Below are 10,277 nucleotides of genomic sequence, written 5' to 3'. Positions count from 1 at the left end.
GGACCGTTAATACCTCGGATGTGAAGGTCTTAAGAAGCTCTTTATAGTCATACTTCTTCTGGAAGAGGTACTTATCCGTAATGTTTATCAGGAAGTCCTCTGTCCTTCGCATAGTGAAGATGATTATGATGCCGGAGATGGCAAGACCGATGAGCCTGGCAGTTATTGCAGCATTTCGAAACAAATACTCTTGAAGGATTAAAGTCGGTAGAATTAATATAGTTAAAACCGATGTCAAAAGACCCGCAAAAACAAGGGTCCTTTTTATTATGATCTTTATATCCATCAGGTTATGACGGACTATTGCATAAGTTATCACAAAACTTGAGAAAGCAACAAAAATATCCGCTACTGGCCAAATCTTTATACCTTGAACAAACAAATAGTAGGTTATGCCCGCTACATACATGACCAGTGTCGCCATTAAGATATATGCTAATTGAATCTTTTTACTTCCAGTCGTAATCTTGATATTTCTGAATAGTTCGCCACAACCAATGGCCCCATTCAGGAATAAGAACATCGCAAAGACATGGTAAAAGCTGCCACCACTATGAAACGGTATGAAAAAATGTTGATTGTCTATCAGCTTAATTAGTAAATCTGAACTGAAATTCAGTACTGTGAGAAACACGGCCACAAGAGTACTAAAAACTAAATAAGCTTTATATGCGACCGATGATTTATTATTAACTATGCCAAAAACCCACTGAACAAAAAAATAAGACGAATATATGCCACCCAAATGACATATTCGTGCGATAAATAATACGGATTTATCATAAGGAAGCATGCTGACTAAGAAAGAGTCGAAACACCAGATAGCCATACACACCAGTATCGCAGCGTAGTATATATCCGGACTTCCCTTTTTTATGTTTTTATAGACAAAATAGCTCAGAGACAGTGATGCTACAGCCCCAAATAGAGTACTAAACGAATACCAAGTGATATTGTGCGTCATCTTTACCTTTAACTTTTATGCATATCGCTAAATAAACAGGGGCGCCTCTATAGATTGCATAGAATCGCCCCTGCCATAAATTCAAACGATTATTTTTGCCCAATATCCCCCTACGAACCCGAATCCCCTATCCTAATTCCATGGTAGGTGCTCAAGAACAATTATACTGCTTGCCCATTATTTAAAAAAATATTTTCATTTCAGAAATAGCAATAGGCATCCACGGGTATTTATAGGTTTCTGAAATAAAATCATGGCTAGGAAAACTTATATTCCCCCAAAATTCAGGTGGACTATCTTCTTGAACGTTACAAGACATCTCATTACTATAATAAGTCCAGGAGCCTTCTTCTTGAGTTTTTTTATGAAGCGCCCGCACATCTACAGCCTTTATAATACCTCCTTTTGCAAGGTTATCTTGCTTGATAAGCTCTGTTTCTTCAGATATTGTTTGCAATAATTCTTTAATCTGCGAACAAATAACTTTGTATTTTTTCTCGATGATGTTCTTACTAATCACAATGCTAATATTTTTTGAGAAATCAGTATCGTATTCTTTTTTCATATAAAAATACGGTACATCTTCCGATAGATATATAATGTGACTTGTTAACAATGGATATTTTTTTAAAACAGCGGGTGAAATAATTGTCAATAATCTATAAAGCACGTATCTTTGCTCAATCACCTTTTTTCTAATAATAGGACAATTATATTTTAAATCTATCTGAACCCACTCTTCGTTATCACTAAAAAAAAGTGACAGTAGAATATTATCCGTACCCAATATTTTTAATTCTTTATACCAAGCATCTGGAGTATTTGTGGGAACAATAGTTTTACAGTTTGTCAATTGTTGAAGGTATGTTTCTATCGCACCGAGTGCATGGACTGTATTTTGTTTAATGAGATCTACATCGCCTTTTTTAATAGGCCTAAAATGTGCAATAGAATTTCTAACATTAATTATTTCGTTTAACTTGTTTTCCATTATAGTTTTGCTGCCTAAAAAATATTTAGCGAAATGCGGCCAATGGCTCTCTGCGGTGATTAAACGTATAAGCTCCCCTGTTGTCAGATACATTATGGGGCAGCTTACAAAATAACCTAGATAACCAAAATCTTTTGCTTGACTTATTCTCTTTTTCGCTATGCTTTCAATTGTTCCCGACTGTGAATCATCACTAGTAATAGATAAATTAGACCATTTCTCTTCAAACTCATTTTTTAAAACCGAGAAAACAAAAACTCTCAATGCATTTTCTATCTTAAACAGGATAGTTAAAACCTCATAATAATGAGGAAGTAGCCATGTTTCTGGTATTTCATAAGTATTGTTATCTTTTTTTGTAGATTTTTCCCAATTCATATATGCCTTTCTAGGAAAATTATACTAATTTAGCTATTATTATACATCCCTCAGTAAATTATTACCAAGAAATATTTACAGCCCCTCTAAATAAACAGGGGCGCCTCTATTGACTTCATAGAATCGCCCCTGTTATAAATTTAAAGTATTGTTTTATCAAATATCTCTCTAAGAGCCCTCATCTATATCGCCGAAACTCTTCTGCTTTCCGTTTGTGAGAATGTTGCCCTTCTCATAGGCAAGCAGAAAAGCGCTCACTATGACCGGATCGAACTGAGAGCCGGAACAGCGCTTTAGCTCCTGCACTGCCTCTTCAGCGGTCCTAGCTTTTCGATAAGATCTGTTAGTGGTTATCGCGTCAAAGGCGTCAGCCACACCGATTATCCTGGCGATCAAAGGTATGCTAGTGCCCTTTAGTCCGTCGGGATATCCGGAGCCATCATAACACTCCTGATGTGCGCGGACTTCTCTGGAAACATCACGCAGTTCTTTGATCGGGTTCAGGATTGTAGATCCGATAATGGAATGTTTCTTTATCTCTTCATACTCTTCTGGCGTGAGCCTGGTATGCTTGTTTAACACTCGATCGGGGATGCCAATCTTGCCTATATCATGCAGGAGAGCAGCGATCTGCAGGGTTTCCCTGAAGTTATTATAAGCGGCTATCTCCGGAAGCCCTTCGAGCTCTTTGGCTATTGCAAGCGAATAGTTCGTCACGCGCTCAGTATGTCCGTGCGTATACGGGTCTCTTGCGTCAATAGCAGCGGCCAGGGCTATCGCGGTATGGATAAATATCCTATGCTCTTTAAGATACAGCCCTTTAATCTCCTCAACCTTCTGATGCAGGTTTTCGATGAGCTGAGCATTAGCGATAGCCATCGCGGCGTTATTGGCAAGGGTCATGAAGAATCCCATCTCTTCGCGGTTGAAAGGCTCACCCGTGATCTTTTCACCCAGAACCAATATACCTAAGAGATCTCTCTTAAAATAACACGGCACGCATATGGAAGCTTTCATCAGATCCATCTGCCGTTTTATCATAAGAATTCTGTCATAAAGGTCCGACTGTTTCTCTAATATCTCCCTATTCCTAAGCGATACGATCAGGTCTTCGTAGCGCAGGATCCCCGTCTCCGATATGAGATAGCTCTGTTTCTCGCTAAAAACGCTTATCAATGGATTATCGACGTTCAGCCTGATAAACCCTATCGGAATCTTCAGCCCTTCGGAACCTTTTGAATCTATTAGGATATATGATTTCTTATCTTCTTTATACAATAGCACCGCGGTGTGCGTAACCTTAAGCTGCTCATCGATAGTCTTCACTATCATCTTGATAAGGTGCTCGGGCTTTTTGAACCTTATCATCGTGCGGGACGCATTCTCCAGGAATGTCTGATAGGTCACCTGCTGCGGATGGACAGATTCCGACGATAAGGGAAGATCTATTGGCTGAGGCCCTGCGGGATCCACACGGTTTGCCGCATCGTTATCCCGCATAGCGGCCTTACCCACAAACCACTCATGCAGCTTTGCCCAGCTCGGCGCTTTTTTATTCGCGCTCATATAGCCACTCCCAGGTTTTTCTCTACCGCGGCTTCGAGCTGATCCAGCATCAGCGGCTTTGTAATATAATCGCACGCTCCCAGCCTGAATGCCTCGTCCATCTTATCCTGGTCTGTCAGTGCGGTCACCATTATTATCTTCTGTTTCCTGTCGATCTCTTTCAGATGTTTCAACGCGGCTATACCGTCCATCCCCTTCATTCTTATATCAAGCAGTATGAGTTCCGGCTTCTCTTTTTTGGAGATCTCGATGGCGTCTTCACCGTTTAAGGCGGTAAGAACTTCGTAACCTCTCTCCTGAAAGAAGTTCTTCACGAAATCACAAATGTCGCATTCGTCGTCCACCACTAAGATCTTACGCATGTATGATTCCTTTATTGTATCACCCATTAACTGCCATATTTATCTTATCTTCCAATGCCTTCAGAGAAGCTATCGGCTTATCAAAATACGCGTATGCTCCCATCTTTAACAGCCTCGCCTTCGTTTTGCCTCCATCATCATAAGCGGTCACAAATATTAACTTCGGCTCGGGCTGCATCGTCTTCACCAACTTCAGGACTTCGTCACCGTCTATTCCCGGCATCTTAAGGTCGCATAATACCACATCGGGTTTCTTCGCTTTTATTATCTCGATACCGCCTACACCTCTTATCGAAACATTGATGTCATAGCCGCGGGGTTCAAAATAATTCAGCAGCATATCAATAAACTCTGACTCGTCATCTATCGCAACTATCCTGGGCTTTACCACATTAAACCTTCGCTTCCTGGCGCGCCGCGGCCGGAAATTCTATCGTAAACGTCGTCCCTTCTCCAACCTTCGTATTCTTCATGTATATCCTGCCTCCGTTCTTTTCCACTATCTGACGGACGATGAAAAGGCCGAGACCGGTGCCTTTGCCCGGATCTTTGGTAGTAAAGAAAGGATTAAATAGCTCTTTTATCTTGTCCGGGGCGACGCCTGCGCCTGTATCCTGAATATCTATGGTAATTCTGTCATTAGCTTCCTTAGCCGCAACCGTTATTTTGCCTTTTTCTCCTATCGCCTGACAGGCATTTCGCAAAAGGTTGAAGAGGACCTCCTGAAACTGCTTTCTGTCCACAAAAATACGTGACAAATCTTCCGCTATATTTTTTTCCAACTCTATCTTCTCTAATTTTAGCTCGTAATTGACCAGCCCAAATATCTCATCCAGCTCCTTATTTATATCAACCATCTCAGATTCGCCCTTCGCGGGCTTCGCAAAGCTCGATAATTTCTTCGTAATGGCCGTGGCCCTGTCGGTCTCCCTGATCACCTTCGCCATTATTTCCTGGGCTTTTTTAAGAAGCTCATCGGAAGTCTTGTTCGCATATAGCCCATCCTTTATATTTAACAGGAACGCTTCGCATTGGCCTCTAGCTATTCCGAGCGGATTGCATATCTCATGGTTTATCCCCGCTGATAGCGTACCAATAACCGCCATCTTCTCTTTCTGGGCAGCCTCAGCCTGTGTTTTACCCAGTTCTTCGAACAATTGCGCGTTTGATATGGCTATAGCAAGGGTTCTTGCCAGTGGCAGCAGTATGTCGAGGTCATCCTGTGAATAGCCTTCATCCGACTTCTTCTTGCCTAAGGATAATATGCCCATCATCTTTTCATGAACAACCATTGGAATTATAAGCTCGGCGCTTAATTCATCCACTATTCCTTGTATGGAATCAGGAACATGGACTTTCTTCTCTTTAAGGTCACTCATAAGAAGATACCCATGAGTCTCTTCCAGGAACGTAACAATGCCATCGGGTCTTATCAAAGTTACTCCAGGATCTTTTACATTGTAGGATGCCACTACATCGAATTGCTGCGTATCATTGTTAAGCAAGAGAACAGCCGATGAATCTATCTTTACTATATCCACAAGCTTAGAGACGGTAAGATTAACCAGCTTATCTAACTCAAGTACCGTTAACACCTCGGATGTGAAAGTCTTGAGCAGCTCCTTATAGTCATATTTCTTCTGAAATAGATACTTGTCAGTAATGTTTATTAAGAAGTCTTCGGTTCTACGCATGGTGAATATAATTATGATGCTACCGAAGGACAAGCCAATAAGCCTGCCACCGAATGACGCACTCCCAAAGAGATATTCTTGCACAAGTAACGTTGGTAGAATAAGTATAACAAGCACTGAGGCTAATAAACCAGCAAATACTAGGGTCTTCTTGATAATAACTTCAATATCAAGGAGCTGATGACGAATAATAGCGTATCCAAGTAATATAGTTAAAATCGCAAAACAGAAATTACCTATCGGAAAAATAGAAATGCCATAGGTTGGTAAAAAATTAGCCAATGCGAAGTGGCCTATTATCCAGGCGATAAAAACATATTTAAGTTTTTGAAATTCATTAATGCTTATATTTTCTCGATTTTTATACTGCTCATATATTAAGTATAGTGTGTAAAAATTCTCTATGAGAAGATAACCGACGAAAAACGGATGTTGCTTTCCGAATTTCGGAAAATACCCCCAAGCGTAAACATACAAACCATTAAGCAGGTTACCATAATAAGCTAAATACAAAAAAAGTGCGCTAAGGCCGTAAAATAACCACAAAATCCAACGCCTCTTTTTTATATTAAGCAGGGCAATCACAACATGATATGACAAAACAGAATTGAAGCAAGCGCCGATATAAATGGATTTTGACCAAAAAATCGCAGCTTTCGTGCTAGTTCCATAATAGTATAGAAAAAATAATGAATACATCCAAAGCGATGACACTATACAAAATGCTAAAAACACTCTATTGGGATATCCTTTAGGGTTTTGTATATAGACATAGAAGCCCAATAGTCCCAATACAATGGCTATCAGTAAATTAGATGTTGCGTAAAAATGTCCTATCATATCTCCTCACTATAAAAATTTTACTATTTGTGAAAACGGTATCTTTTTGATCTTCGCAGGTTTTTTATCATAATATCCTAAGCCTATAACCGCACATAATTCGTCATCTATCTTAAATATTGCTTCGATTTTTTTACTCAAAAAAACAGGGGAACCAAGCCATACCGATCCTATTCCGTATGCTTCTGCACATAAAATCATATTTTCTATAGCAGCAGAAATAGCTTGATGCTCAAACAACTCCCCTTTTTGTTGATAAGAGGGCCCTAAAACAGCGTATCTTTTTGCTAAAATACATTTTTTAAATATATAAATCATGATTGGTGCGGATTTAAAAATTTTGATCGAGTCATTTAAAAAAACGGAAACCCCGATACTTTCGTTTTTTGATTCTTTTTGAATAATTTTTATGATTTTTTGAGTATAAAAATTATTTCTTTTTGTGACATAAAAAATCCATGGTTGCACATTATTAGGACAGGGCGCCCATCTGCCAGCTTCTAAAATATTCTTAAGCACATTTTTAGTAACTTTTCGATTATTAAAAGTCCTGATAGTTCTTCGATGTTTAATTATTGCAAGTATCGAATTTTTCATAAACTTTTCAATATTTTTTTTGCCGCAGCGCATCCTGAAATACCTACAGCGACTATACCCCCGCCAGGGTTTGTCCAATGCCCTGTTAAAAATAAACCATCATTGACATTTTGCGCAATTATTTTATTTCGTTCATATTGCCCCGTTGTAAGCATCCATCCATAAGCGGCTCCATTTTTATTATTTGTAAATCGCCGGATAGTTTCCGGAGAAGCGCTTTCAATAACTGTAATCTTTTCCTTCACCCCTGGAATTAACATATCAAGTTTTAATAACGCTTCTTTTATAAAGATGTCTTTCGCAGCATGCCAATTCCGCATACTATTAAAATCATAACGTGATTTTATAAATAGTTGAACAGCATGTATACCTTTTGGCGACAAGGAGCTATCATATAAAGTAGGTGCCGTTATATATACACAATCATCAAACTCAAACTTATTTATTTCATAATGCGCGTAATGCCAACCGACACTTCTTTCTATTAACTTTGTATCAGCGGCTACCCCTAAATACAGAACAAATAATGACGGTGTTTCTTTAGATAAAGTTAAGCGTGTCTTAACTTGAGATTTTATTTTTTCATTTTTTAGGAGTTCGAATAAAGTAGTATGCAAATCTATGCTTGAGACTATTTTATTTGTTTTAAAGATTTCTTTTTCATTCACTGCAACGCCTTCAGCCGCACCATTACTTAGCAGTATCCTACTTACGCGTGATGCAAGCTTTAGCTCTCCACCATAATAAATAAATCTTTTCATAATATTATCTGCAAAAGATTGAGACCCCCCGACCGGATAATATGCTCCCTTTGCCAAATAACTGGACAACATTGCGCACATAGCTGCCGCGTTGACTTTATTTGGTGCTACTCCTAAATAGCCGCTTTGAGCCGATAAAATCGCTTTCAACCTGTTACTTATAAAATATTTATTTAACAATTCTTGGTAGGTAATGCCGGAATAATTTTTTTGAATCAGCGCTATATTTGCGATATTTGAACAACTGATGAATTTATTAAAAAATCGCGATATATTATTCCGCTCTTTTTTAAATTTTTGCTGTAATAAAGCTGCATACCCAGCTAAATCGTTAGGTATTTCAACGATATCCTCTGGAAAAAATATGCGATCAGTAAATTTTGGTTGATAAAATTTTTGATTAACGCCAAGATAAGTTAATATTGTGCGCAACATCCCACCCTTACCGCATTCTCCTATAATGTGTGCGCCCGCGTCAAATTTTATGCCTTTCCTATAAAAAGATGCACAACAACCTCCAGCATTTTTATTTTTCTCCAGCATTAACACCTTTAGGCCATTTTTCGCAAGATATGTTCCACAAATAAGACCGCTTATCCCAGCACCGATTATAATCGCATCGTATTTATTTTTCATTTCTTATAGCTTTCCCAGTACAAGGCATGCATCGTTCCCACCGAAAGCAAGAGAGTTATTCAGCGCGATTCGCACGGTCTTTTTTTTCGCAATGTTGGGAACGCAATCGATATCACACTCCGGATCCGATGTTTCATAATTTATCGTAGGCGGAATAGATCCTTCTTTTATCGCAAGGCAACATGTAATTGCTTCTATAGCGCTTGCGGCGCCCATTGTATGGCCAAGCATAGATTTAATAGAGCTAACGGGCACCTCTTTATACCCATCGCCAAATACTTCTTTCACTGCCGCGCACTCTGCCTTATCGTTCGCCGGCGTTCCCGTTCCATGTGCCGAGATATAATCGACATCTTCTGAATGAATATCCGCATTCTTTATCGCTTTCTTCATAACACGTGAAATACCTTCAACCGAAGGAGCCGTCATGTGATGAGCATCGCAGCTCAAGGCATATCCCAATACTTCCGCATATATATTTGCTCTTCTTTTCCGCGCACTATCTAATGATTCTAAAACTAAAACTCCGGATCCCTCTCCGACCATCATACCTTTTCTATTCCTATCAAATGGCTGGCACTTTTCTGGGGCCACAGCAAAGAGGCGATTAAATCCAGTAAAAGCAACTCTTGAAAAAGAATCCGAGCCGCCTGCCAACATAAAGTCTGCTTTCCCTGTCCTGATCATATCATAAGAATACCCTATGCAATAATTACCTGCTGAGCAGGCAGTCGGTATAGAATATACAAGATTTTGAACACCCAGCTCAAATCCTATGCTCGATGCGATAATGCTTCCGGGATACTGCGGTATCAATTTCGCATCCACATCTTTCTCGCTACTTTCAACCCACGTCTTATCCATCTCTTCCAGTCTCTGAGAATCTGCCATTGTTGTGCCAATTATCGCACCAATTCTATTCTTATCTATCTTTTCGAATTCTACTCCTGAATCAGAAAGGGCTAGTTTCGTTGCCGCAATAGCAAATTGAGATCCGCGTCCCAATCTCTTGATTTTATCTTTTTTAATAAAATCATTCGGGTCAAAATCTTTTATTTCCCCACCCATATGATTTTCATATTTTGAGGTGTCAAAAGACTCTACCTTGCTTACCCCCGATTTACCAGCTATTAGATTATTCCAAAATTTATCCTTGCCGATTCCGATAGAACTTACAACCCCTAAACCTGTTACCACCACTCTGTTATTGTGCACGCGTTTTACTTCTTCTCCATGATATTCTGCACTACCTCGATCAGGTTCTTAAGCGTCGTCACTTTCGTAAGATGTTCTTCCGGTATTTTAATCTTATATTTCTTCTCAGCCGAAGCAAGAATTTCAAGAGCCATCATAGAGTCCATGCCGAGCTCCTCAACAAATTTCATACTCGGCTTTATCTTGTCTTCTTGTATCTCAAGTATCTCAGCTACAAGCGAGCGCATCTCTTTTTCAATATTTTCGGATTGAATAGCCATTTATACTGTCTCC

Annotated in this window: 10 protein-coding genes; all 10 read right to left on the bottom strand. The window is 39.4% G+C overall.

Going from position 1 to position 10,277, the window contains the following annotated elements; translation table 11 throughout:
• Positions 1-964: hypothetical protein (locus tag NTY76_01700; protein ID MCX5677804.1), on the bottom strand; the 964-nt coding region annotated here is incomplete at its 3' end.
• Positions 965-1,145: 181 nt separating this feature from the next.
• On the bottom strand, positions 1,146-2,333 hold the full coding sequence (locus NTY76_01695) for a hypothetical protein (protein MCX5677803.1): 1,188 nt from the start codon (positions 2,331-2,333) through the stop codon (positions 1,146-1,148).
• Between the two features lie 168 nt (positions 2,334-2,501).
• Positions 2,502-3,899 carry an HD-GYP domain-containing protein gene (locus NTY76_01690; GenBank protein ID MCX5677802.1) on the bottom strand — a complete coding sequence of 466 codons (1,398 nt, stop codon included), beginning with the start codon at positions 3,897-3,899 and terminating at the stop codon, positions 2,502-2,504.
• Positions 3,896-4,261 carry a response regulator gene (locus tag NTY76_01685; protein ID MCX5677801.1) on the bottom strand — a complete coding sequence of 122 codons (366 nt, stop codon included), beginning with the start codon at positions 4,259-4,261 and terminating at the stop codon, positions 3,896-3,898. Before NTY76_01685 ends, NTY76_01690 begins: the two co-directional genes overlap by 4 nt.
• A gap of 19 nt (positions 4,262-4,280) precedes the next feature.
• Complete coding sequence (locus NTY76_01680; GenBank protein ID MCX5677800.1) at positions 4,281-4,652, bottom strand: response regulator; 372 nt, start codon at positions 4,650-4,652, stop codon at positions 4,281-4,283.
• 1 nt (position 4,653) lies between these two features.
• Positions 4,654-5,955: an ATP-binding protein gene (locus NTY76_01675; GenBank protein MCX5677799.1), complete on the bottom strand. Its 1,302-nt coding sequence runs from the start codon at positions 5,953-5,955 to the stop codon at positions 4,654-4,656.
• Between the two features lie 849 nt (positions 5,956-6,804).
• On the bottom strand, positions 6,805-7,392 hold the full coding sequence (locus tag NTY76_01670) for a nitroreductase family protein (protein MCX5677798.1): 588 nt from the start codon (positions 7,390-7,392) through the stop codon (positions 6,805-6,807).
• Positions 7,389-8,789 carry an NAD(P)/FAD-dependent oxidoreductase gene (locus NTY76_01665; protein MCX5677797.1) on the bottom strand — a complete coding sequence of 467 codons (1,401 nt, stop codon included), beginning with the start codon at positions 8,787-8,789 and terminating at the stop codon, positions 7,389-7,391. The genes NTY76_01670 and NTY76_01665 overlap by 4 nt, the downstream gene beginning before the upstream one ends.
• Before the next feature lie 3 nt (positions 8,790-8,792).
• Positions 8,793-9,986: a beta-ketoacyl-[acyl-carrier-protein] synthase family protein gene (locus NTY76_01660; GenBank protein ID MCX5677796.1), complete on the bottom strand. Its 1,194-nt coding sequence runs from the start codon at positions 9,984-9,986 to the stop codon at positions 8,793-8,795.
• Positions 9,987-10,009: 23 nt separating this feature from the next.
• Complete coding sequence (locus tag NTY76_01655) at positions 10,010-10,264, bottom strand: acyl carrier protein (protein ID MCX5677795.1); 255 nt, start codon at positions 10,262-10,264, stop codon at positions 10,010-10,012.
• Positions 10,265-10,277 lie beyond the last annotated feature (13 nt).

The sequence above is a fragment of the Candidatus Omnitrophota bacterium genome, from assembly GCA_026387175.1.
Taxonomy (GTDB): Bacteria; Omnitrophota; Gorgyraeia; order 2-01-FULL-45-10; family 2-01-FULL-45-10; genus CAIMPC01.
This window is presented reverse-complemented; position numbering and strand designations above follow the sequence as displayed.